Origin of the sequence: Paraburkholderia silviterrae (assembly GCF_004353915.1) — a bacterium.
Taxonomy (GTDB): Bacteria; Pseudomonadota; Gammaproteobacteria; order Burkholderiales; family Burkholderiaceae; genus Paraburkholderia; species Paraburkholderia silviterrae.
Genome location: NZ_SMRP01000006.1, coordinates 59,819 through 80,486 on the forward strand (window position 1 = coordinate 59,819; position 20,668 = coordinate 80,486).

20 protein-coding genes and 2 pseudogenes are annotated in these 20,668 nt (G+C 60.8%); 16 read left to right on the forward strand and 6 right to left on the reverse strand.

Going from position 1 to position 20,668, the window contains the following annotated elements; all coding sequences use genetic code 11:
* Window positions 1-29 precede the first annotated feature (29 nt).
* The 4 genes and pseudogenes from bamA to EYW47_RS14365 all read right to left on the reverse strand — a co-directional run.
* A pseudogene (gene bamA / locus EYW47_RS14350) lies at window positions 30-2,243 on the reverse strand (outer membrane protein assembly factor BamA); the annotation flags it as partial.
* 624 nt (window positions 2,244-2,867) lie between these two features.
* A complete protein-coding gene (locus tag EYW47_RS14355) occupies window positions 2,868-3,242 on the reverse strand; it encodes a hypothetical protein (RefSeq protein WP_240763688.1) in 375 nt (124 codons plus the stop codon).
* A gap of 205 nt (window positions 3,243-3,447) precedes the next feature.
* Complete coding sequence (locus EYW47_RS14360) at window positions 3,448-4,617, reverse strand: porin (RefSeq protein WP_133195495.1); 1,170 nt, start codon at window positions 4,615-4,617, stop codon at window positions 3,448-3,450.
* 28 nt (window positions 4,618-4,645) lie between these two features.
* Window positions 4,646-5,005: a hypothetical protein gene (locus EYW47_RS14365; protein WP_133195496.1), complete on the reverse strand. Its 360-nt coding sequence runs from the start codon at window positions 5,003-5,005 to the stop codon at window positions 4,646-4,648.
* 74 nt (window positions 5,006-5,079) lie between these two features.
* On the opposite strand from EYW47_RS14365, the gene EYW47_RS14370 reads away from it, so the two are divergent.
* The 14 genes and pseudogenes from EYW47_RS14370 to EYW47_RS14435 all read left to right on the forward strand — a co-directional run bounded on the left by EYW47_RS14370 (window position 5,080) and on the right by EYW47_RS14435 (window position 16,298).
* The gene (locus tag EYW47_RS14370; RefSeq protein WP_133195497.1) at window positions 5,080-5,706 is read left to right on the forward strand and encodes a GNAT family N-acetyltransferase; all 627 of its coding nucleotides are present in this window, start codon (window positions 5,080-5,082) and stop codon (window positions 5,704-5,706) included.
* 23 nt (window positions 5,707-5,729) lie between these two features.
* Entirely contained in the window at window positions 5,730-5,966 is a 237-nt protein-coding gene (locus EYW47_RS40875; protein ID WP_165976562.1) for a hypothetical protein, read from the forward strand.
* A gap of 188 nt (window positions 5,967-6,154) precedes the next feature.
* On the forward strand, window positions 6,155-8,323 hold the full coding sequence (locus tag EYW47_RS14375; protein ID WP_240763689.1) for an FUSC family protein: 2,169 nt from the start codon (window positions 6,155-6,157) through the stop codon (window positions 8,321-8,323).
* A 47-nt stretch (window positions 8,324-8,370) separates the two neighbouring features.
* Entirely contained in the window at window positions 8,371-9,834 is a 1,464-nt protein-coding gene (locus EYW47_RS14380) for an efflux transporter outer membrane subunit (RefSeq protein ID WP_133195499.1), read from the forward strand.
* Complete coding sequence (locus EYW47_RS14385) at window positions 9,824-10,024, forward strand: DUF1656 domain-containing protein (protein WP_133195500.1); 201 nt, start codon at window positions 9,824-9,826, stop codon at window positions 10,022-10,024. The genes EYW47_RS14380 and EYW47_RS14385 overlap by 11 nt, the downstream gene beginning before the upstream one ends.
* A 32-nt stretch (window positions 10,025-10,056) precedes the next feature.
* On the forward strand, window positions 10,057-10,962 hold the full coding sequence (locus tag EYW47_RS14390) for an efflux RND transporter periplasmic adaptor subunit (RefSeq protein ID WP_133195501.1): 906 nt from the start codon (window positions 10,057-10,059) through the stop codon (window positions 10,960-10,962).
* 74 nt (window positions 10,963-11,036) lie between these two features.
* Window positions 11,037-11,132, forward strand: a pseudogene (locus EYW47_RS41795) (cytochrome ubiquinol oxidase subunit I); the annotation flags it as partial.
* 251 nt (window positions 11,133-11,383) lie between these two features.
* Window positions 11,384-12,064, forward strand: coding sequence for a hydrolase (locus tag EYW47_RS14400; protein WP_133195503.1), 681 nt, complete (start codon window positions 11,384-11,386; stop codon window positions 12,062-12,064).
* Between the two features lie 312 nt (window positions 12,065-12,376).
* On the forward strand, window positions 12,377-12,592 hold the full coding sequence (locus tag EYW47_RS14410; protein ID WP_240763690.1) for a copper chaperone: 216 nt from the start codon (window positions 12,377-12,379) through the stop codon (window positions 12,590-12,592).
* A 219-nt stretch (window positions 12,593-12,811) separates the two neighbouring features.
* Window positions 12,812-12,961: an acyloxyacyl hydrolase gene (locus EYW47_RS14415; RefSeq protein ID WP_240763691.1), complete on the forward strand. Its 150-nt coding sequence runs from the start codon at window positions 12,812-12,814 to the stop codon at window positions 12,959-12,961.
* Window positions 12,962-13,267: 306 nt separating this feature from the next.
* The gene (locus EYW47_RS14420; RefSeq protein WP_133195505.1) at window positions 13,268-13,906 is read left to right on the forward strand and encodes a hydrolase; all 639 of its coding nucleotides are present in this window, start codon (window positions 13,268-13,270) and stop codon (window positions 13,904-13,906) included.
* A gap of 93 nt (window positions 13,907-13,999) precedes the next feature.
* Window positions 14,000-14,386 carry a DoxX family protein gene (locus EYW47_RS14425; protein WP_133195506.1) on the forward strand — a complete coding sequence of 129 codons (387 nt, stop codon included), beginning with the start codon at window positions 14,000-14,002 and terminating at the stop codon, window positions 14,384-14,386.
* A gap of 52 nt (window positions 14,387-14,438) precedes the next feature.
* Complete coding sequence (locus EYW47_RS14430) at window positions 14,439-14,732, forward strand: putative quinol monooxygenase (RefSeq protein WP_133195507.1); 294 nt, start codon at window positions 14,439-14,441, stop codon at window positions 14,730-14,732.
* Between the two features lie 456 nt (window positions 14,733-15,188).
* Window positions 15,189-16,298 (forward strand): acyltransferase family protein, encoded by a 1,110-nt coding sequence (locus EYW47_RS14435; protein ID WP_133195508.1) that lies wholly within the window; start codon window positions 15,189-15,191, stop codon window positions 16,296-16,298.
* A gap of 90 nt (window positions 16,299-16,388) precedes the next feature.
* Here the strand turns inward: EYW47_RS14435 and EYW47_RS14440 are convergent, their stop codons facing one another.
* The gene (locus EYW47_RS14440) at window positions 16,389-16,586 is read right to left on the reverse strand and encodes a hypothetical protein (RefSeq protein ID WP_133195509.1); all 198 of its coding nucleotides are present in this window, start codon (window positions 16,584-16,586) and stop codon (window positions 16,389-16,391) included.
* A 350-nt stretch (window positions 16,587-16,936) separates the two neighbouring features.
* Between EYW47_RS14440 and EYW47_RS14445 the strand changes: the two genes are divergently transcribed.
* Both EYW47_RS14445 and EYW47_RS14450 read left to right on the forward strand, forming a co-directional pair.
* Window positions 16,937-17,860, forward strand: coding sequence for a LexA family transcriptional regulator (locus tag EYW47_RS14445; RefSeq protein WP_205710072.1), 924 nt, complete (start codon window positions 16,937-16,939; stop codon window positions 17,858-17,860).
* A 3-nt stretch (window positions 17,861-17,863) separates the two neighbouring features.
* Entirely contained in the window at window positions 17,864-19,192 is a 1,329-nt protein-coding gene (locus EYW47_RS14450; protein WP_133195511.1) for a glycosyltransferase, read from the forward strand.
* Between the two features lie 679 nt (window positions 19,193-19,871).
* On the opposite strand, the gene EYW47_RS14455 is transcribed toward EYW47_RS14450, so the two are convergent.
* A complete protein-coding gene (locus tag EYW47_RS14455; protein WP_133195512.1) occupies window positions 19,872-20,666 on the reverse strand; it encodes an SDR family NAD(P)-dependent oxidoreductase in 795 nt (264 codons plus the stop codon).
* Window positions 20,667-20,668 lie beyond the last annotated feature (2 nt).

Genomic DNA, 20,668 nt, shown 5'->3' on the forward strand with positions numbered 1-20,668 from the left:
GCCAGCGTCTTCCCGAATCGCTCTGGGGATCAGAACGATGTCCCGATCTGGAACTGGAACTTCTGGTACTGGTCGCCGGCGTGCCTGACGATCGGCAGCGCGAAGTCGAGCTTGAGCGGGCCGATTGGCGAGATCCATTCGAGCCCGGTGCCGTAGCTGTATCGCAATCCGTTCGCACCGACGCTGTTGCCCTCCGTTCCCCAGACGTTGCCGCCGTCGATGAACGTAAATACGCGCAGCGTCTTGTCGTAGCCCGTACCCGGCAGAGGCATCGTCAATTCGATGTTGCCGACCACCATCTTCGATCCGCCGATCGGATCACCCGTCGTCACGTCGCGAGGCCCGAGCGAACCCGGCTCGTACCCGCGCACAGTGCCTATGCCGCCCGCGAAGTAATTCTTGAAGATCGGATACGCACTGCCGATGCCATTGCCATAGCCACCCTGGAAATTGAGGCCCAGAACAAAGCCGCGTGAAAACGAGTAGTAGTACTGAGCCTGAATATCGGTCTTGTAGTACTGAACGCCGCCCGCAGGCGTGCCGTATTCCGCATTCGCCTGCGCAAAATACCCGCGGCTTGGCACCAGTGCGCTGTCGCGCGCGTCGCGGGACCACCCGATCGTCAACGGCACGATGTTCGAGACCCGGCCGAACGTGTTCACATAGTCGATATAGCTCTGCGGCGTGGAGGCGTCGACGTCCAGGCGGTCCTGCTCGATCCCCAGACCGAAGTACACCATGTCCGCTTCCGAAAACGGAATGCCGAACTTCATGTCCGCGCCGTACGAAATGATCCGGAAGCTGGTATCGGTCGTGCTCGAATAATAGAGCGGCTCGTTCGTGCGGTAGTAAACGTCGGTAATGCGTTTGATGCCGTCGATCGTGAAGTACGGGTCGATCTGCGTCACGCTCAGGGTGCGTGCCGTGGTCGAAGTATTCGCATTGAGCGAAAGTGTGTTGCCGGTGCCGAACACGTTGTCCTGCGAGATGCCCGCGGAGATGATGGGGCCCTCCCCCGAGCCGTAGCCGAGCCCGAGCGAGATCGTCCCGGTGGGCTTCTCCGTGACCTTCACGTCGATGTCCACCTCGTCGTTGGTGCCTTCGACAGCAACCGTCGAGACTTCAACGTCGGTAAAGTAGCCGAGCCGGTTGATGCGGTCCTTCGAAAGCGCGAGCTTTTGCGAATCGAACCACGCGCTCTCCATCTGACGCATCTCGCGGCGGACCACCTCGTCACGCGTACGCGTGTTGCCGATGACGTTGATACGTCTCACATACACGCGACGGCCCGGGTCGACGCGCAGTGTCAGCTTGACCGTGTGGTGCACCTGATCGATTTGCGGCTCCGCGTTGACCGTCGCGAACGCGTAGCCGTATTCGCCCAGTCTGTCGACAAGCGCCTGGGTGGTCGACTTCAGTTTCGCCGCGGAAAAAAGCTCGCCCGCGTGGATGCCGACCAGCTTCTGGAGCCCAACCTCGCGGCCCAGCAGATCACCCGTCAAGCCCACCCCCGTAATGGTGTACTGCGCACCTTCGTGTACGGTGAGCGTCAGATACATATCCTTGCGGTCGGGCGAAAGCGATACCTGAGTCGATTCGATGTTGAACTCCAGGTAACCGCGATCCAGATAGTACGAGCGCAAGTGCTCGAGATCGACAGTGAGCTTGTCCTTCGAGTAAATATCGTCCTTCGTGTACCACGAGAACCAGTTCGGCGTGGACAACTGCATTTCCTCGTGTAACGTGGCGTCGTCGAACAGGTGATTGCCGATAAAGTTGACCTGGCGAATCTTTGCGCTCGGCCCTTCCACAACCGAAAAGAGCAGCCCAACGCGGCTGCGGTCGACCGGCGACACCGTCACGTTGACCTCGGCGGCGTAATAGCCGCGTGTCAGGTACTGCCGCTTCAACTCCTGCTCGGCCCTGCTGACCAGCGATTTGTCGTAGTAGCGTCCAATCGACAACCCTACCGAGTTCAACGCCTTCGTCAGGTTATCCTTGTCGAATTCGTGGATGCCCGCAAAGTCAATTGATCCGACCGCGAGCCGCTCATCCACGTTGACCACGACCACGTCGCCCTCGATCGAGACGCGCACGTCGTTGAAAAAGCCGGTCGCATAGAGCGCGCGGATCGCCTCGGAGGCCTTGTCGTCGTTGAACGTGTCACCGGGCTTGAATGGGAGATTCGCGAACACCGTGCCGGGCTCGATATGACGCAGTCCATCGACGCGGATGTCGCGAATCACCACGCCTGCGGACGTCTGTGCGATTGCGATGACAGGTGCGTTGAGCGAAAGCATCACCGGCGCCGCCAGGCTGAGCCTGGCAAACCAGCGCAGCCTCAACGTGCGCATGCGCGAACCCAATGCACGATCGGCCCAAATGCCGCGGAATTTGGCCATGCTTGCCCGCACGAAGCCACCGCTGGCATGCTCAGGACCGCGCAGACATGTGAAGCCGCGATCTGATGAACCGAAGCATAGCCACCCACTGGAAACGAAGCAGGCGGGAAAGCTGCCGCGTAATGGCCGTGGGAGGAGACGGAGAATCTCGTCCGATACCGCAGTGCGGTCCATTGCGATCGCGTCAGCGAGCGCGCGACCGGCCGCTGTCCAGAGTCGTCATCGACAAGCAGCAGACCGGCTGAGCGAAACTCCTCGTCAGTCGTTTCGGGTGACGAGTTGCTCCACGCACTGGTGGTGTCCAGATAAGTATTTTCCATTGCTCAGGTTCTCCTGAATCAGGCATTGAGAGTTAAATCGGCCAGCCGGAACGGCGCATGCGTTTTTATATTTTTAGTAATACGTATTATTAGGCGTAGAGGAAGCGCATTGCAGGAACAGAAAGACGTGCAACCGGGCCGTGCGTTAGTTGAGCATGGTCCGCTCCCCGGCGGGCGTCGCATGGGGCAGCGAGGAAAGCGCTTCAAACAGGCTGGCGAGGCTGGATGCCGGCAGGGCGAAGGCGGTCCATCCCTTTCCGACGTGACGCAGCGACAATACCGCACCGTCAAAGTCTCTCAGGCGGTCCACGCGCCAGCAAGGGTCGAGTTCCATCGGATACGTGCCTGAGGGAGGGGTCAGCGGACGCGCGGGCTGCATCGCCGCGCGAATATTGGCCAGTTGCTCGATCATCGCTTCAATATCTTGCGCGCCGAGTAGCGACGATTCACCGGCAATCGTGAACCTGACTACGGTTGTTCCGGTTTCGCTAGTGACATCCAGTTGCAGCGCGTGATACATGAGCAAACCTTTCTTCGTTTGACAGCTGAAATTCCAGCCGCATTATGGCGTTCAGACACATACCGTATCGACAGGTTAGTTCATACTGATCGGCGCCAAATTTCATGTTTATTTCCACGCGTTAAAAATCGATGTTTACACAACTACACTCTCAAGCGAGACAGACCGGCCGTGGCCCCGAGGCGACGGCCGGCGGACGAGTCAATCAGAACTTGTGCCGGATGCCCAGACTGACGATATCCTGACTGCTCGTTCCTGCAACGCCATAAGATCCGATCGATGCCTCGGCGCTCGAAACCGTGCCATCGGCGTTGAGTTGCGAGCCGCTCGCATGCTGCCACGCGCCAACGAGATAGACGTCCGTGCGCTTGGAAAGGCTGTAATCGGCACCCAGCGAGATCTGGTTATAGGACGCGTTGGTGTCGCCGCTCGCGTGCGTATAGCTGTAGCCGAGACCGAGCAGCAGCGCCGGATTGACCTGGTAGTTGAAGAAGCCTTGTCCCGTGTTGAAGATCTCCGTCGAGAGGAACGCCGACTGCGCATCGGCCTTGTAGGCCGAATTGCTGTACGACAGCCCGAAGGTGTAAGGTCCGGTCCTGAAGTTCGCAGCAACTCGCGCGATGTTGATCGACTTCGCCGTCTCGTATCCCGAGTTGACGGGGCCGTCGAAGGTGCCATCCGACGTCGACGACCAGCCGGTCCGTACGGCTGCCGTGGTGCTGGTGTTGTCGGCCACGTAATAACCCGCGGCAATGGAGAACGGGCCATTGTTATACGAAGCCGCTGCCGACCACGTCTGCCCGGAACCCGTCTGGCCGGCTACTCCGCCAAACGCGTACATGGCCTCGACCTGCAGCCCCGCATAGTTCTGGGAGACATATTTCACGGCGTTATTGGTGCGCGAACTGTTGTCGTAGTTGTCCACGTCACCCGCCGTGGCAAACGAGCTGCCGAAATAGGCGTCGTCGGTAAGCCCCTGCACCTGATCGACGAGCGGGTCGTACTGCCGCCCGAGTGTGACGGTGCCATACCGATCGCTTTCAAGGCCGACATAGGCCTGCCGCCCGAACAGAGACGACGTGCCGTTGTACGTGCCCATCTGGCCGTTGTTGAGGTTGAAACCGTCTTCGAGCTGGAAGATCGCTTTCAGGCCGCCACCGAGATCTTCAGAACCCTTCAGGCCCCAACGGCTACCCGAAAGATTGCCGGAATAGAGCCCAATCTGGTTGCTGCCCGTAGGCGTGGCGTTGTGCGTGTATTGAATCGATTCGTCGATGATGCCATACAGCGTGATGCTGCTCTGCGCTCGCGCGGCCGCACTGAACATGCCGAGCAATGCCATTGCCGCGAGCGTTTTACCGACCAGTTTTTTCATCTGAATTCTCCACAGATATCGCTCAAATTTAAGTTATCCCGTCGTCCAATTTCTTGTCGCGATCGGGATTCGCCATTAAGGCACGGCGCAATATCTGCTCAGTTGGTAATATGCAACGGCTGTGTTTACCGGCTATTTCGGCAAGGTGTACTCGTAATAATAACGTTGCCTGCGCAGCGAATTTACAAATTGCTTCTGCGAACTGAGAACCCTTGACCTGTTTGCTTCCACCTGATTTGAAATCCTGTTGATGCAAGCGTGATGTGCAAGGGCGCGGGCATCTTGCGAAACGAATGTCAAACACGGTAATGATTACGGATGCCTTGCGCGCTGTTGTGCGCTGGTTAGCGTTATTTTTTTCGGCAGCGATCTCAAGCAAGATCGGCAAGTAGTCGCTGGCTAGCGCCCTATAGCCAGCGACTACTTGAAGAGGAACAACAATCCGCGAAGGAAGGTTGAATCATGTGTGCATCTGCTTCGCGCCGCTCGAAATCTCTCGACCCGGCTGATTCCGCATCCGTTTGCCTCGCTCTTGCACAAGCCTTCCTTGACGACCCATTTTATCGGGCCGTCACGATCGAATCGGCGATCGACGAGGTCCGGCGGCAATGGGTTCTCGCCCGATACTTCGAGCTGGCGATAGCGGAAGGAAGCGTTATTGGCGAGGTTCGGTACGCTGGGACAGACGGCGCCGCCATCTGGATAACCAGCAAGGCCAGCGACGCTGAGGTCGCATTGCAAGGCGCCGCGAGGAATAAAGCCCTCGCGGCACTGCTCGGAGCCAACGGCTATGCAAACTACACCCGAATCTGTGATGCGATGGCGGCGCGTGTTCCCGCTCGTCTAGCCAACGCCTGGCATTTGTCGATTTTAGGAGTGCGACCTGCCGCAAGGGGGCGGCGGCTCGCCCACAATCTGCTCGAATTGACGTTAAACCGTGCCGATCAACATGGCGCCACCTGCTTCCTGGAGACGTTCGATCGATTAAGCCTGCCGTTCTATCATCGACTTGGCTTCGTGGAAGAGAGGCATTACATTGAAGAGATCACTGCCAGGCCGTATTGGATACTCGCTCGCCATGTCGCCTGAAGCAGCAGCTGGAGCTCGACGACGTGGCGCAGCACAGGTGCCTGTGCTACAGCAACGCCCCGGCGTCCCAGACCTGGTCCTTTCGCGCGGCGACGCCGCGGGGCCAACCACGCACCGCGTTCACCTCCCGCAAGTTGCGCGCACTCATCGAGCACATGCAGCTTTCCCTGCTCGTCGGTCCGTGGGACGGCCTCGCGGCCGGCACCAGCACCAGCACCAGCACCAGCACAAACACCGACTTCAATCCCAAAGCGGCCTGAGAGCGCCCGCGCTTTTCTGTGGCGGCGACCGTCCGTTCGGGAAAATCGAACGAAACGTTTCCGTTTCCGGCGCTACCGGATTGCGCATGGTTTTCGTACAGTTGACCATTCAGGACCCAGTCGCGTGAGCGCTGCCGCCGCGCGCGACGGGTCGCCGTACCCGGACGTGCATGCGGGAAGAGAGAGCCATGAGCACACCCTCAGCCACCAGCCTGCACTGGTACACCGCCATCGTTGCCGCGTTGCGCCAATATGTTCAGGAAGACAGAGCACGGCTGCTCCATGTCCTGAAGACCGTGCTCGCCGTGCTCCTGTCCACCGGGATCTCCATGCGCCTCGAACTCTCGGCGCCGCGCACGGCGATGGTGAGCGTCGTCATCCTGATGATGCACCAGCACTCCGGCATGGTCATCGCGCGCGGCTTCTATCGTGGCCTCGGCATGGTCGTGGGCAATCTCGCCGCACTCGTGCTGTTCGCGCTGTTCCCCCAGCAACGTGTGCTGTTCCTCACAGCGCTCGCCGTCTGGATCGGGCTCTGCGTCTGGGGCGCCGCGTCGTACCGCAATTACCAGTCCTATGGCTTCGTGCTCGCCGGCTACGCCACCTGCATCGCAGCGCTGCCCGCCATCGATCACCCCTACGGCATCCTCGACAACGTCGTGACCGGTCTCAGTGAAGTTTCCATCGGTATTCTCTGCGCGAGCCTTGTCAGTGCGATGGTTTTTCCGCAGCATGTGCGCGACATGCTGCTTCGCCTCGGCGTCAGTCACTTTTCGGGCTTTCTCGGATTCGTGCGCACGACACTGACCGGCAGACTCGACCCGCTCGAACTCGGACGGACCCAACTGGCCCTGATCGCGGAACGCGCGCAGCTGGAGAACCTGCGCAGCGCGGCGGTGTTCGAGGACCCGGATCTGCGGATTCACAACGACATCATGACCCGTCTGGCCAGCGAGTTTCTCGATGCCAACACCCGGTTTCATCTGCTTTATCAGTTCCGCCGGCAGCTGCGCGCCAACATGCGCAGCGACCTGGCGGACACGGTGGATGCGCTTTTCGCCCAGCTCGCCGCGCTGCTGCCGGAGCGCATCGATCCCGCACAGCCCGACCTGGAGCGCCTTCGCCAGTTCGACGCCGCGCTCACCGCCCTGCTGGAGCGGCTGCCGGGCCTGCAGGCGGATCAACGCCAGGCCCTCATGCATGAAGATGCGGCCACACAGCAACTCGCCGAAAGCGCGGTCCCCCACCTGGAAAACGCGGCCGCGTCCCTGCGTGCGTATCTGCGCGACTTCATCTCGCTGCGCTGCTCGACTTTTTCGCAGGATTCGGTCCGTGTCCAACGCCCGGTGCGGATCGTGACCACGGCCAACCGGATGGTATCGATGGCCGCGGGATTGCGCGCCACCTGTGCGATCGGCGCCGTCTCGCTGTTCTGGATCGCCACGGGGTGGACAGGCGCCTCGGGTGCGGTCATTTCCGCCGCCATTGCGAGCGCGCTCTATTCGATCATGCCCGCGCCGGCCGCCGCAACTCGCCAGATGGTGGTGGGGTGCGGCGCCGCGTGGCTCGCGAGCCTGTTCTTCAATTTCGCCGTGCTGCCCCGGCTCGACAGCTTCGTGCTGCTCGCGGCGGCCATCGCGCCGTTCATCATGATCGGCAGCTACCTGAACACCTGGCCGAAGACGGCCACCTTCGGCCTCGGGTTCAATATCTACTTCTGCTTTCTCAGCAATCTGACCAACCCGAGCGTCTACTCGCCAACCAGCACGCTGGACGCCGGCTTCTCGGCCATGCTCGGCATCGCCGCGGCCTCGCTGGCCTATTCGGTCGTCGCGCCTTACGCCGGCGATTGGGTGACCGGCCTCTACCTGCGCCAGCTTCGCAAGCTGGTCGCCCATGCGGCATGCGGCGGCCCGCTCGATGGTCTGCGGTTGAGCTTCGACTGCGGCGTGCGCGACTTCGTCCAGCAGATCGGCGCGCGCCCCGCCACGGGGCGCTATAACCAGGCAGTCCTGCATGCATGGTCGTTCGCGTCCATCGAAATCGGCCGGGGCGTCATCGACCTGCGTGAATTGGCGCCCGCTGCCCCGCTCCCGGCGTCATGGCGCGCTTTCGAATCCAGCATTCGCGAGGCCGTCGCGCAAGCGTTCACGTCGCCCGCCCATGACGCCTGCCTGTCCGCGCTGAGCGCCGTCGAAGCGGCATTGTCGGCGCTGCCGTCGCCCGCAGGCGAGGCGGCAGCGAACTCGCCGGCCGAGATCGCCCTGGTCAGGCTGCGTTCGACGCTGAACGCCATCCGGCTATCGCTCCAGGACAACCTCGTGCCGCTGGGCGGCATGACTGGGAACACCCGGTGATTTCGCGCAGCCACACGCCACCATTCCCTATTGAATGCAACGCTCCGATGCCGAAGTCTCCCTGTCTATCGCTGACGCTCGCCTGCACGCTGCTGCTATCGGCATGTGCGAACACCGACGGGATCGCGTCGCGCTCGACCGTGCTCGACGCCAGGACGGTTGCCGCCGGCGGCGCGATACAGGCAGCGCTGGCCGATGCGAGCTGGCCGCAGGAGCGCTGGTGGACGCGTTGGTCCGATCCTCAACTCGACCAACTGATCTCGCTTGCGGTGGCCGGAAGCCCGCAAATGGGCCTCGCCCAGGCGCGAATCGACCAGGCCGAAGCGCTTGCACGCATCGCCGGCGCCGTGCGCGATCCGACCATTTCCGCCGGCGGCGAGTTCTCGCGCCGGCGCTTTTCCGCCTACGCGAACCCCAACCCGCCTGGCGGCTCCACCGTATGGAACAACGCCGTCGACGTCGGCCTGCTCTATGAGCTCGACCTGTGGGGCAAGAACCGCGCGACGCACGAAGGCGCACTCGATACCGTTCAGGCCGCCACCGCCGACGCCCGCGAGGCGCAACTGCTGCTCGAGGCATCGGTGGTGCGCATGTATGTGACGCTTTCGTTGCAGTACGACCTGCGCGACGTCGAAGTCCAAACGCTCGAGCGGGAGCTGCGCATCGTCGACATTCTGGAGCGGCGCGGCAAGGCTGGCCTCGCCGGCCGCCTCGAAATCAGCGAGGCACATACCCCCGTCGCGGCCACCCGCGCGCAGATCGCCCAGTACGAGCGGCAGATCGCACTGGGGCGTAATCAGTTGGCAGTGCTGACCGGGCAGGGGCCCGGTGCAGGCGAGCGCCTCGCGCGCCCCAGCCTTCGCCTCGATGTGCCCATCGCGTTGCCCGCCACCTTGCCCGCGGAACTCGTCGGCCACCGCCCCGACGTGGTCGCCCAGCGCTGGCGCGTCGAAGCCGCGGCGAAGGCGATCAAGGTCGCGCATGCCGACTTCTACCCGAACATCGACCTTATCGCCACGGCAAGTCTCGCATCAGCGGCGTTCGGCGGCTTCTTCACCTTCGTCAACAGCAGCGCCGCCGATCACAGCTTTGGCGTCGCGATTTCGCTGCCGATCTTCGACGGTGGCCTGCGCAAGGGTCGCTACGGCGTTGCCGTGGCAGACTACGACCAGGCGGTCGACCTCTATAACCAAACCGTGCTCGCCGCCTTCCAGGGCGTAGCCGACCAGGTGGTTTCGCTGCGCTCGCTCGAAACCCAGCAGCGCGACGTGGAAAATTCGTTGCAGTCCGCAAGAGAGGCGTTCGACTACGCCGAAAAGGGCTATCGGATCGGCATGACCGACTATCTGAACGTTCTTGCCACGCAAACCGAGCTGCTGCGCGCCCAGCAGAGTCTCGCCCTCACCCGCGCCGCGCGGCTCGACGCCTGGGCACAGCTCATGACGGCGCTGGGGGGCGGCATGCAAACGGCCTCCGCCCCACCGGAAGGAGTGACCCGCCATGCCCCGTGAGATCGCGTTCGCCTCGCTCCTTATCCCGACCTTGTTGCCGGTCTTTCTCGGCTGTGCGGCCGGCTACTGGCTGATCGACCGGATGCTCGCCCGCATCGGCCTGTTCCGTCATGTCTGGCATCCGGCGCTGTTCCGGGCCGCGCTTTTCGTGTGCCTGTTCAGCGGCGTGAGCCTGCTGCTCGGAACGTAGACCTCACCGCGCCGTTCACACCTTCTCTCATCATGAATCTTCAGTCGCTGATTCGCGTGATCGTCACGCTTGCCCTGCTGGGAACGGCAATCGTCATGGGCTACGCCCTCTGGAACCACTACATGTACGCGCCGTGGACGCGCGACGGCCGAGTGAGGGCCAAGGTCATCAACATCGCCCCGGACGTCTCGGGCATCGTCACGGACGTGCGCGTCGCCGACAACCAGCTCGTGCACCGCGGCGATGTCCTGTTCGATATCGACCGGGAACGTTTTCGCCTGGCACTCGAACAGTCCGAAGCGGAACTCGCCCTGAGCAAGTCCGAACTCGACATGCGCAAGCAACAGGCCGCGCGGCGCGCGCAACTCGACGGATCGGTCATCTCCACCGAAGTTCGCGAGGACTCCGGCGCCCAGGCGCGTCAGGCGTTCGCGAGCTATCAGGCCGCGCTCGCCGCGCGCGACGTCGCACGGCTCAATCTCGAACGCAGCGAGGTCCGCTCGCCCGTGGACGGCTACGTCACGAACCTCAACCTGTATCCCGGCGATTACGCGAGCGCAGGCGCGGCGCGGCTCGCCGTCATCGATCGCAACTCATACTGGGTGTACGGATACTTTGAGGAAACCAAACTTCCCCACGTGCACATCGGCGACAAGGCGGAAATACGCCTGCTGTCCGGCGGCCCGGTCATCGAGGGTCATGTGGAGAGCGTCGCGCGCGGGGTCAGCGATCGCGACAATCCATCCGGCCCCACGCTGCTCGCCGACGTCAACCCGGTCTTCACATGGGTGAGGCTCGCGCAACGCATCCCCGTGCGCATCCATCTCGACGACGTGCCCGACGACGTGCCCCTCGCCGCGGGCACCACCTGCACCGTCACGGTCCTGCCTGCGCAAGCGCCGCGCAAGAAAGTCGCGCCGGGTGCGAGCCGTCGATGAAGGAGGCGCCGTTCGATGGACGGAAACGGACTGTTTCATGGTTGCCTGCTACCCCCCGTTGTTCCCCGCCTCCAGGCATGAACCGCGTCGGTCCGAGAATTCACTTCTTTGCCACGCTGATGGTCGCGCTCGGCACCACCATTTCGGCGTCCTGGATTCTCGCGGCCAACCAGCGTGTGCATGCTGGCCCTGAGCAGCAAATCAAAGCGCCGCCAGGTCGCATGGGCCGTGCGAACCTGGTTCCTTCTCCGTGCTGTTCTTTGCCGCCGCGTGCGCCGTGCTTCATGAGCTGATGACATTGATTTTCAGGCGATAACAACCCCACGTTTCACTTGACTGCGCACTTGCGCAAACCCTCGGCCCTGTGCACCGCCATGCCGGTGTGCGCGAAGGCCCCTGATCACCCACAAGGAGTATCGAGATGACAGCCCCTGCGAATTTCAACGGACAGCGCCCGGTGATCGACCCGAACGACGCCGCCATGCTGCTGATCGACCACCAGAGCGGACTATTCCAGACGGTCAAGGACATGGAAATGACGGTCCTGCGCAATCACGCGATTGCGCTCGCGAAGATGGCGACGCTGTGCAAGATCCCCGTCATCACGACGGCCTCGGTGCCGCAAGGGCCGAACGGCCCGCTGATCCCGGAGATCCACGAGAGCGCCCCGCACGCGACCTACGTCGCCCGCAAAGGCCAGATCAATGCGTGGGACAACCCGGATTTCGTCGCCGCGGTCAAGGCGACCGGCCGCAAGACGCTGATCATTGCCGGCACGATCACGAGCGTCTGCATGGCGTTTCCCGCCATTTCCGCCGTGCAGGAGGGCTATAAGGTGTTCGCCGTGGTCGATGCTTCGGGCACCTACTCGAAGATGGCGCAGGAAATCACGCTCGCGCGCGTGGTGCAGGCCGGGGTCGTGCCGATGGATACCGCCGCGGTCGCCTCGGAGTTGCAGCAGACATGGCATCGTCCCGATGCGCAGCAATGGGCCGAGGTTTACGGGATGATCTTCCCCCCGTACCGTCTGCTCATCGAGAGCTATATAAAGGCACAGGACGTCCTGAAGAACAATGAAAAGCTGGACTCCGAACGCGCCTGAGGAATCCGGACGGGTGCGGTGGGTCAAACGCGCAGAGTGTCATTACGGCGAACGGTAGTGACGCCTCGGAACGGCAAGGCAATCCGGCTATTGCGCGAGATCGGGCCGCCGGATCGCGCGCGGCGAACTCGCCTGGCGGCCCACCGGCCGCCAGTCGCCCGCCAACAGCGCTTCTATGACAATGCCCGCTGCCGTTTCGCAGCTCCTGCACGACCGGCATCCTGACCTTCCCGCGAGGAGCGGTCCTGCCAGGCCTGGATGTCCTGCTTCACCCAATCCGGAATGGCCGCATAAATAGCAACGAGAGAATCAATGGAACAAGCAAACATGGAGTTCAAGCTGAGCAATCTGACCGGCAACGATGATGCGAACATCATCATTCGTGGCGTCCGGTCGGTCGATCCGGACGCCCGGGTCGGAGTGGACCTGCCCGCCATGACCGTCCAGGTCGATTCATGGCTGATGCCCGAGGAATTCCTGATCGCATTCAACGAGGCGGGGTACGACGTCCGGATCAGCCGGGCCTGAGCACCAGTCAGTCGAAGCAGACGCTTCGACTGACGCGCGGCGGACGCGACCGCGCCCAATGTCCCACGCGTTTGCCGGCGGCCGATGGGTATCCGGCCAGCCCGGCAACGCCTATCGGCCGCATCCCTTCAGCACCACTTCGTTGAACTGATCTCCTCGTAACGCCAGCTGAGCCCCGGTGGCTTGTTGAACTGGCGTATTACACCAGCCAGGCGTTCTGTGAGAGATAGGGTCGGCGTCGGCACCCAGTCCGGTGCGCATCAAAGCGACCTGGCAAGCCTGCGTTTTCAGCATCTGTTGAATGACGGACTCGGGCATCCGAATCCCGGCGTCAACTTCAGCGAAATCTACTTCCAGTACAACGTCTGACGAGTGGCCCGCAACCCGGATGGCACGCGCGCCGCCGTGACGTTCGACCACGCCGAACACTGTGTTCGAAAGATAGGACTCACGCTGTTGAGGGCCATTCGCATATGCTTGAAAAACTCAACCGGCACTCTGCCTGGGCACGATCGCAGCCGGGTTCCGTCTCCCCGCGGTCTCGGCCCGCCCGCCGCCGGCATCCCAGCGCACGCGGGGCGGGCCGCCGGAAGAGCCGCGATGTCGTTGCTGTAATTCGTCGCATCAATATGCGTCGAAAACCGAGTCACTCTATTTTCCGGAAAGGAGAAACTTATGGCTAGCGAACCGATTCGCGATCCCGCTAACGACCACCTGCTGACCCCGCAGAACGCCGCATTTGTGATCATCGACTACCAGCCGGTACAGGTGAACTCGATTGCCTCGATGGACCGGCAATTGCTGGTCAACAATATCGTCGGCGCGTCGAGAGCAGCGGTGGCCTACAAGCTGCCCATCGTTCATTCGACCGTCAACGTCAAAACCGGCCTGAACAAGCCGCCGATCCCGCAGTTGCGTGAGGTGCTCGGCGATTATCCGACTTACGACCGCACCTCGATCAACTCGTGGGAAGACGTCGAATTCCGCGCGGCAGTCAAGGCCACGGGCCGCAAGAAGCTGATCATGACGGCGCTCTGGACGGAGGCGTGCCTGACCTTCCCCGCGCTCGATGCGCTCAAGGAAGGCTATGAAGTCTACGTGGTGGTCGATGCGGTAGGTGGAACCTCGGTGGCCGCCCATGAAGCCGCGCTTCGCCGGATAGAGCAGGCGGGGGGCAAGATGATCAGCGTCCCGCAACTGTTCTGCGAACTGCAGCGCGACTGGGCGCGCAGCGAGACCGTCCCCGCGTTCATCAACCTGTTCATCGAGACCGGCGGAACGGCCGGCATTCAGTTCTCCTACGATCGCACCTGAGCGAACCGGGCGCGGGCACCGTGCTCGCGCCCGGATCTTCCGGGCGCACCGTCTACGTCCCGCGGCGCTCGAACCTTCATTGCCGGATGCACCATGCTCGACTACTACCTTCTCGCCGGACGTCTATTCATTGCGTTGATGTACGTTCTTAGCGGCTTCAACAAGCTGCTGTTTTTCCGCCATGGTCTCGCAGAGGTTCAGGCGAAGAACCTGCCCTTTCCCCGCCTCGCGCTCAGTGGCACGATCGTCGTTCAGCTCGTTTGCGGCGCTGCGATCATGGCAGGTTGGCAAACCCCGATTGCGTCGGTCCTGCTCGCGATCTTCACGCTCGCGACGGCCGTGGTCTTTTACGACTTCTGGAATCAGCAAGGCACGCAACGAACGCTGTTCTTCACGGGGTTTCTCGAGCACATCAGCATTATTGGCGGGTTCGTCATCCTCATCGCATCCGGACCTGGCCGGTTCGTGCTGCCCTCGTGATACCGACCTGACCTGCGATTCCCGAATCTTGCCTAACCGTACCAGGACGATCGTGAAAGAGCTACATATCATTGCTGTCGTTTACGCTAAAGCCGGCCGCGAGGAGGAGTTGTGCGCCCACCTGAGCGCCGTGGTCGCTCCTTCCCAGAACGAGGAAGGCAATCTGCGATATGAGCTGCTCCGGGACCAGGATAATCCGCTGCGCTTCGTGTTCGTTGAGCAGTGGTCCGACGCAGCATTGCAACAGAAGCATCACGTCGAGGGAAAGCACATTCAGGAGTTTCAGGCGCATGCCGCCGATGCGGTTGAAAAGGTCGAGGTCTATCGGCTTGACCGAATCGCATGAACGCCAGCTCGCATGAAGACCATTGCACGCATTCGCCTTCTTGACACGCGCGATCATGCCGTAGACACGGCGACCTCCGTACTCGCTCTGCCAAACGACGCCGATTCGGTCACGTAGGCTGCCGAAATCACAGGCGCGGCTTGGGTCGAGCTGCTTTTGCCGGCATTTACCGATGGGTGCACATATAGCCAGGCTTGTCCTGAACGCCGAGCGCCAGCGTTTTGGCCTTGCCTGCGAACCGATAGTTCATCCGCCGATATTTCGCGCTGAATCCTCTATGGAAGTACCGCCAGGAGTTAGTCGAGACGGGCCACTGGGGTGGCGTGAAGGACTCGCTCTTCTACATGACCTGCGAAGAAGCGACGAAATGGTGGGACTACAGCAAGGAGGGACGCGGCGGGAGGCAGATCGCCCGGTGTTAGAATCTTGTAATTCGTCGTAATAGAAGGCAAGAAAATGGGAGACACATCGGGCGCGCGACGCCTGCTGCATTTGGACGGCATACGAGGACTGCTCGCACTCTCTGTCGCGGCAAGCCACATCTACGGCTCGATCTACCATTGGGGGCCGACATGGCCCTTCATTGGCTCCTATCTGGCGGTGGACTTCTTTTTCATCCTCTCGGGCTACGTGCTCTCATACACGCTCTCGAAGGGTGATACGTCGTCGTGGGGCAAGTTCATCGCCAAGCGAGCCTTTCGCCTCTGGCCTCTACACGTGGTGTGCCTCGTGGCGTTCATCGCCGTAGTGAACAACAACGTACTCACGCAACAGTACGTGCCTGACTGGTGGGACGCTCTCACAGAGCGCCAACTACTGGCCAATATCCTGTTCCTCCAGAACGTGGGCCTGGGCAACATACCGGTGATGAACGATCCATCCTGGTCGATTTCCATCGAGTTCTGGATCTCCTCGATGCTGCTTTTCCCGGTCGCGCGCCAGAAGTCGTTGTGGGTGCCTCTAATACTTGCCATCGGGGCATGGGTGTTCATCTTCGCGTTGCACGGGCCGAACTTGCGCGTGCAGTTGAACTTCGTGCACTACGTAAATTTTGGCGTTATGCGAGGCGTTGGCGGAATGATGCTCGGGAACGTCCTATTTCGCCTGCACGCGCTTGGCCTGCCCAGTCGCCTGCGCTTTCCAGGGAGCGCACCTGCGCAAGCTGTCTTCATCGCCATCGTGGCGTGGGCGGTCTTCTACCAGGACGGGCGCGCGTGGCTCGACTTGCCTATCACTCTGGCATTTTGCTGCGTCGTGCTATTCATGGATGGCGCTCGCGCGTTGGGGCGCCTTTTCTCGCTCGGGCCGCTCGTGTGGCTTGGCGAGATCAGCTTCGCGGTGTACTTGTGCCACTCAGCGGTGATTATCCTCGCGCCACCGCTCTACTACGACAAGGAGTTTGGAATCTACGCGCCAGCAGTGCTTATGGGCGCAATCGTCGTGGCGTCCTACATGCTGCACGTCTCTGTCGAACACCCGTCTCGGCGCTTCCTGTACGGCCTCGTGAAGGCCAAAGAGACGTCGCCCGCGCACCCGGCGGCGAACGACACTCACTGGTACTCGTAGACGATGATTTGTCCAGGTGGCGCCAGCCGCGCACGTTGATGCGTCTGCCGCGGGAGGGGTGCGGTAGCCCGACGGTGCCTACCGGAAACGTCAGACAGTTGCAGGTTGAGTCGAAACGATCTTCTCGCACCGCGCCTGCACGAGATCAATGCTGTGATCGCCGAAGCCACCCATGCCGGGCCATTGGCCAGCAGGAATCACGGCATAGCCGACATCCTTGAGCCAGATGTGGTCCTGGTGCGGGCGAGCCTGCCAGCGCGCAGATCGACCCAAGGCCAGGCGCACCAACTATCCCGGCCGTTTAGCACGCAAACCATGTCGGCGAACTCGCGCGTGCGTCGCATAGAACTGCGCGTCGGCGAACTTGGGCGCCTCGAACGAGTGCAGTGCGCCGATCTGCGCCTCCGGGATGAAGAGCGGCGTCAGGTGCGTGCGCGAGGGTGCACTTCTGATGACCCGGCACGAAGACGTGAGCGGGTTTATGTGCGCAGTTGCGATAGCCGATCTCAATTGGGTGTTTGCTCATGCGGAGGTTCGCTAAATAGTCGCGCTCCCAACACGTATAGATTTGTTAGACTAAAGGTGAAGAAAAACAATACCCGCATCGTTTAGATTTCCTATACCCTCCGCGCATGGAAATGAAACTCTGGATCCACTCCGCCCGAAAGAAAGCCGGCCTAACACAGGAACAGCTTGGTGAAAGGCTCGGAGTAACGAAAGGAAACATGTCCGCTTGGGAGAATGACCGACACGAGCCAAGCTATGCTCAGATCCAAGAGATGGCCGCGTTGGTGAATCTGCCGCTTCCCGATACCGGGGGAGCCCCAGCTGCATCGGCACCAGTGCTTGGCAAGCCGATCCGGGAACGCCTCGAGGAAATGCGTCAAGAGAATGGCTTGGACACCCGCGCTTTTGCTGATCGGCTCAAGATCCCCGCTGCGCGTGTGGAAGCGTGGCTCCAAAACGGAGCCGCTAGCGTAGAAGACGCTGTGTCCATCCAGAGCGAATTCGGTTACAGCGTGGCCTGGACTCTCGCCGGCATTGGCGAGAAGAAAGTCCTCGCGCAACCGCCTGAAGAACCGAGCCCGCCGCCCGAGGGCGATCCGCGAACGCTTTCGGCATATAGCCACGAATATCGGCCCAAAGCGGTAAGTAAGTGCCGACGACTGGCTGTGGTCGGCATGGCGCAACTAGGTGACAACGGAATCTGGGCGGACATCGAGTACGCCGTGGGCCATGGAGACGGGTATGTCGATTGGCCAACTGCCGACACGGACGCATACGCACTGCAATGCGAGGGCGAATCGATGTTGCCGCGCATTCGTCCGGGCGAGTTTGTCATCGTCGAACCCAATCAGCCGATCCAACCTGGCGATGAAGTATTGGTCAGGTCAGTCGACGGGCGCGTCATGGTCAAAGAATTCCTCTACAAGGCCGCCGGGCGCTGTCATCTTGCATCCGTCAATGTGTCCCATGGACGAATATCGATCAGCGTCGAAGAAACTGAAAAGATGCACTATGTCGGTGGAATCGCAAAACCGTCCAAATGGCGCCCCGACTAAAACATGGAAGAAGTTGCGTTCTTTATGAACGCGTTCTCCACCGCCCCCCACAACGTTACATTCGAATTCCTGGACTCCCGGCTTCCCGCGAAGCAGGCAATGAGTCACCTAAGAATCTCAAGAAAAATCAGCATGAACAGCGTTCTTACACTGCTTAAATTCCTCTCATATCCGATCCGCAGGCCAGTGAAACGGGCGTCGCGTATCTCTGCGATTCATACGATAACCCACCGCGTCTTCTCGCCGGAAGGCGGGAAGGGAGGCGGTTCCGCCGTTCAGTCGTGTCAGCAAATACTTTTGAAAGATCGCCACGGTGACTTGGCGCTGAAGTACTCGTACTTCGAAAACAATAGATATTGGGAGAACTGGGATCCTCGCCTTGCAGACCTTTGGGCGGGTGCATTCTTTGCTATCAGCAAAACAAAAGACGAGTCAGATGCAGCTTACATTACGCATGACTACGCCACTGCATTCGGCCTTGCAATATTGGGCAAGAAATTCGTGTACGTCTCTCACTTACAGGGGCCACGCGTCGAAGAGAAATATAATTACAATGAAAAATTTACGCGCCTCGATCGAAGAATAGTCAACTTCTGCGAGAGATTCGTCTTCAAGAGAGCGCACTACGTGTGCTTTCCGAGCGTCGGCGCGAAGGACTATTATTTCGCGAGTCCCTATCGAAGCCTTGAGCAAAAGCACGTACGGATTGGGCCCGTCCTTTATAACACGCTATATGCCGACCCAATTCCGGAGCGCGTCTCGTCAATCAGCGAAGATCGTGAAAGTCTCACCTTTATATCGGTAGGCGCCCTGACATCAGCAAAGGGAATCGATCAGCTTCCGGCATTCTTCGATGAATTTTTGAAGATGCATACGGGCAATGTTCGGTGGATAGTGGTTGGGAACGGGCCACTCAAAGAGCAGTTCCTCCACGTGACCGCCGAGCTCGCGAAGCGCCATGACCGCCTCGCCATTCATCTTGTGGAGTCATGCGCCTACAGTCAAGTTCGTTATCTGATGAGCATTTCAGACGTCTACATTATGTTCCATCGAATCTCGATCTTCGATTTGGCAACTCTGGAAGCGATGAAAGATGGTAAATGCATTGTGCTTTCGAACGTTGGCGGCAATCCAGAATTCAACAAGACCGGGAATATTATTTTCCATGAATCTGACAACCGAGATACCGCAACCAGGCTAACAAATGCAAACATCCTCGACCTTAAGTCGCGGAACAAGTCTGCATACGAAAGGTATTTCTCGAATACGGTATTTGTCGAGTCCTACCACGGAGTGATTGATGACTTGCGACGTTCTGCGAACGGGGAGTGATCGCGTAGTAGGCAACGCAAACGGAAGCGCGCTTGGTGACGGGATTCCGCTTATCGGGAGCAAATGAGAGCTTCCCACAGGGGCGCTAGCACCGGGCTCGCTCGCACAGCAGGAGCTAGCCTCTGCCAACCAGGAGCGCTGCGGAAGTGGGGCCTCCGGCACCCAATCGAACTACGGGGGGCGCAGGAGCTCAATTCGGGCATGCTGCGGCATTCCGGACGGACCCTGCCGGGAAAGGGAGCGTGGCTCCCTTTTTTTAGCGGGCATGTATCGCTTTTCTTGACTTTTGCGTATGGCTTTTCTATGCGTCTTCTCAAGCGCTCCCTACGAGCGCCTGGCGTCAGCAGTGGGCTAAGCGGAGAGCATTGCCGCGCAGTGCTCTGTACTTAGCCCACCTCTCACCACATCCCGCTTGATCGCCGGAGTGAGAGATGAATGCTCGAAAAGCCCTTCGTCGTGCAGCTGCCAAGTCCCTCGATGGGCATTGCCGCTCCGTCGTGCACGTCGGACATTCTGTAGTTATCCTTATTCTCGGAGATCTCGCCATGTGCCCTCGGGCACGGATATACGCGGCTTTCGCAGGCGGCAAGCTCATTGAGCCGCGTTAAGCGCCGCGATACCTAACGGAGCTCACGCCGCCGCGCGAGTTGGATGCCCACGCATGCCGAACGCCATTTGATCAGCGCATGCCGCAATCGATATCGATCGTCATGGCATTCAGATGCGCGTTTTCAACGATATGCCGCACGAGGCCCGCGAACTCCTGAGGTTTGCCCATACGGCGTGGAAACAGCATCTTCTCGAGCAGGCCGTCCGAGACCTTCTGCGGCATGCCGGCAGACATGCCCGACTCGAACAGCCCCGGCGCGACCGACACCACGCGAATGCCGTGCTCGGCCAGGTCGCGCGCGATCGGCAGCGTCATGCCGATCACGCCCGCCTTGCTCGCGCTGTATGCCGCCTGCCCCATTTGCCCCTGGCGCGCCGCGCCGGAAGACGTATTGATGATGACGCCGCGCTCTCCGGTCTCGTCGGGCTCGTTGGCCGTCATCGCGAGCGCTGAGTGGCGGATCATGTTGAACGTGCCCGTGAGGTTCACGCCCAGCACCCGATTCCAGAGTTCGGTCGGAAACAGTAGTCCTTTGGAAATCGTTTTGCTGGGTCCGAGTATGCCCGCACAGTTGACCGCGACATGCACGCCGCCGTGCGTCGTCACCACCCGGTCCACGCCGGCCTTCACGCTCGCTTCGTTCGCAACGTCTTCGGCAATCCTGCATTCGACGCCAGGCATCGCCTGGCCCGAATAGCCGAGCCTCACGAGACCTGGGCGGCTGTAGTGCGAATAGGAGAAGTTCTCCGTCATGCCATACACGTCCAGCAGTTCGAGCCCGAGCGAGCGATACCAGTTCGTGATTTCCTCCGGCAGCGGCGCGGAGCCCGTGAAGGCAATCCGCGTCGCGTCGAGCCTGAGCATCG

Bases quoted from the DNA above. Each gene is read 5' to 3' on its own strand.
- EYW47_RS14355 (WP_240763688.1), bottom strand. From the start codon at position 3,242: ATGTATCACGCGCTGCAACTGGATGTCACTAGCGAAACCGGAACAACC.
- EYW47_RS14360 (WP_133195495.1), bottom strand. From the start codon at position 4,617: ATGAAAAAACTGGTCGGTAAAACGCTCGCGGCAATGGCATTGCTCGGC.
- EYW47_RS14370 (WP_133195497.1), top strand. From the start codon at position 5,080: ATGTGTGCATCTGCTTCGCGCCGCTCGAAATCTCTCGACCCGGCTGAT.
- EYW47_RS14375 (WP_240763689.1), top strand. From the start codon at position 6,155: ATGAGCACACCCTCAGCCACCAGCCTGCACTGGTACACCGCCATCGTT.
- EYW47_RS14380 (WP_133195499.1), top strand. From the start codon at position 8,371: ATGCCGAAGTCTCCCTGTCTATCGCTGACGCTCGCCTGCACGCTGCTG.
- EYW47_RS14385 (WP_133195500.1), top strand. From the start codon at position 9,824: ATGCCCCGTGAGATCGCGTTCGCCTCGCTCCTTATCCCGACCTTGTTG.
- EYW47_RS14390 (WP_133195501.1), top strand. From the start codon at position 10,057: ATGAATCTTCAGTCGCTGATTCGCGTGATCGTCACGCTTGCCCTGCTG.
- EYW47_RS14400 (WP_133195503.1), top strand. From the start codon at position 11,384: ATGACAGCCCCTGCGAATTTCAACGGACAGCGCCCGGTGATCGACCCG.
- EYW47_RS14410 (WP_240763690.1), top strand. From the start codon at position 12,377: ATGGAACAAGCAAACATGGAGTTCAAGCTGAGCAATCTGACCGGCAAC.
- EYW47_RS14420 (WP_133195505.1), top strand. From the start codon at position 13,268: ATGGCTAGCGAACCGATTCGCGATCCCGCTAACGACCACCTGCTGACC.
- EYW47_RS14425 (WP_133195506.1), top strand. From the start codon at position 14,000: ATGCTCGACTACTACCTTCTCGCCGGACGTCTATTCATTGCGTTGATG.
- EYW47_RS14435 (WP_133195508.1), top strand. From the start codon at position 15,189: ATGGGAGACACATCGGGCGCGCGACGCCTGCTGCATTTGGACGGCATA.
- EYW47_RS14445 (WP_205710072.1), top strand. From the start codon at position 16,937: ATGAAACTCTGGATCCACTCCGCCCGAAAGAAAGCCGGCCTAACACAG.
- EYW47_RS14450 (WP_133195511.1), top strand. From the start codon at position 17,864: ATGGAAGAAGTTGCGTTCTTTATGAACGCGTTCTCCACCGCCCCCCAC.
- EYW47_RS14455 (WP_133195512.1), bottom strand. From the start codon at position 20,666: ATGCTCAGGCTCGACGCGACGCGGATTGCCTTCACGGGCTCCGCGCCG.